We start from the raw sequence: 1,948 nt of genomic DNA, 5'->3' as shown, positions 1-1,948 counted from the left end.
CACTAAAGCAGACATCATACTTTTTCATTCAAAAAATGATTAAATTATAAAATTCATATAAATAACCTTATTTTTTACATGTATTTATAACGGATTGCATCGGAATTTGGATCAATTCATGTTATTGTTCAATAAAGGCAACTTGTGTGAGGATGAGGAAGTGAGTTTTTACCATATTATTCTTGAAGTAAATGATCGTATCAGCACAATCAAGCAGACCCGTGATATCGAAATTTTTGATATTATCGAATTGCAACCTTATTTACATTCGATTTTATTGCCTTATTTCAATGAGCAAATGATTGAGTTAGAAGATGAAAATATTGAATATGATGATATCTTACATCTTGAAATTAAACAGACTTTACTGCCTATCCAGCATTTGATTGAAGAAGAACAAAAACAATTGCCAAGTGAAACAGATGTCACTATCACAGCATATGAAATTTTTAATGATAAAGATCATACCCAAGACGTCACTGTTGCCATTTTTGATATTTTAGAAGCAGTTAAACTTGATCATTCGATAGAATAAATGATCATTCAAGTAAAAAAGGGATATAAAAATAGCCCTTTTTTACTCATAAATGCCATGAAAATTATTGCATGATTTGTCCAGCTTGCTGATTTCTAAGTGTTCTTAAAATTTTCTGCCCTGCCCGTCCAGTCGGGTTGAGTCCAAGCTTAGATTGCTCTTGCCTGATTGCCTGTCTGGTCTTATCCCCAACCAAACCATCTGCTTCACCAATATCATAACCTTTTTGCAATAGGTACTGCTGAATTTCCCTGCGCTCAGCACGTGACGTCCCCGCATCATCCGTTGGCCAAGGAGTTACAAACTCACCTTTTCCTTGTAAACGATCAGATAAATGCGCTATCGCCAATGCATAACTCTCAGCAGCATTATAACTATAAATGGCATCAAAATTTCTAAATACTAAAAAGGCAGGACCATTCGCTCCAGCAGGTAACATCAACCCAGCAGAACTGCTTTCTGATAAATTACCTTGAATCAGTGGTGTCCCGTCAACACGAGTAATGCCCTGATTTGACCAATAACCCAATGATTTTTTATTACGGCGGCTTTCTCCTGCAACTGACATTCCCTGTGGAACTTTTACTTCAAAACCCCACGGCATTCCAGTTTGCCAACCACGTTTTTTCAGAAAGTTTGCTGTCGATGCCAATGCATCTGGTGTACTTGAAACCAGATCACGTCGACCATCACCATCAAAATCAACTGCAAGTTCCTCATAGGTTGAAGGCATAAATTGTGTATGCCCAAAAGCTCCTGCCCATGAGCCTTTTAGTTGATCTTCTGTTAAATCACCACGTTGCAAAATACGCATTGCAGCAAAAAACTCTCCTCTGAAATAACTCTGACGACGACCTTCACAGCTCAATGTACCAAGTGATTGCAATAATGGATATTTTCCAGAAATATCACCAAAGTTACTTTCCACTCCCCAAACGGCAACAACTGTTTCAACTGGAACACCATAAGCTGCCTGTACCCGATTTAACACATCTCGATGTTGAGTAATTTTCTGTTGACCTTTTTGGACACGCTCTTGATCAACCAAACCCGTCATGTAATCCCAGATTGGAGTTGAAAACTCTGGTTGATAATTCAATTTATCAATCACGGAATAATCAGGAGTCAAATTTTGTGTATAACGATCATAAGCTGAAGCACTTACACCTGACGCAATCGCTGCTGAACGTAAATTTGCCAAGCAGCTTTGAAAATTATTATTCGGACTAAATGATGAATTACTTATAACCGTCGGCTCAGTTACAGGAGTTGTTGTTGACGTCGTAGCACCATTAATAATCAACTCTGCATTAGCCTGAGTCATGGCTACACATAATATTCCTAAAGCTAAAGATATACGTCGCATATAATTCCAGACTTATTTTTAAATTTAAATTATGTGAATACCATATC

Annotated in this window: 2 protein-coding genes; one reads left to right on the top strand and one right to left on the bottom strand. The window is 37.3% G+C overall.

The annotated features are described in order from the left end of the window. Nucleotides 1-118: 118 nt before the first annotated feature. The gene (locus KPC_RS19385; RefSeq protein WP_171334561.1) at nucleotides 119-535 is read left to right on the top strand and encodes a hypothetical protein; all 417 of its coding nucleotides are present in this window, start codon (nucleotides 119-121) and stop codon (nucleotides 533-535) included. A 64-nt stretch (nucleotides 536-599) separates the two neighbouring features. Here the strand turns inward: KPC_RS19385 and KPC_RS19380 are convergent, their stop codons facing one another. Next, nucleotides 600-1,901, bottom strand: a complete 1,302-nt coding sequence (locus KPC_RS19380; protein ID WP_121975942.1) for a lytic murein transglycosylase — start codon at nucleotides 1,899-1,901, stop codon at nucleotides 600-602. Nucleotides 1,902-1,948: the final 47 nt, after the last annotated feature.

It is taken from the genome of Acinetobacter stercoris (assembly GCF_900323515.1).
GTDB lineage: Bacteria > Pseudomonadota > Gammaproteobacteria > Pseudomonadales > Moraxellaceae > Acinetobacter > Acinetobacter stercoris.
This window is presented reverse-complemented; position numbering and strand designations above follow the sequence as displayed.

Excerpts from the sequence above, each read along its gene's own strand:
- KPC_RS19380 (WP_121975942.1), bottom strand. The coding sequence starts at position 1,901 with ATGCGACGTATATCTTTAGCTTTAGGAATATTATGTGTAGCCATGACT.
- KPC_RS19385 (WP_171334561.1), top strand. The coding sequence starts at position 119 with ATGTTATTGTTCAATAAAGGCAACTTGTGTGAGGATGAGGAAGTGAGT.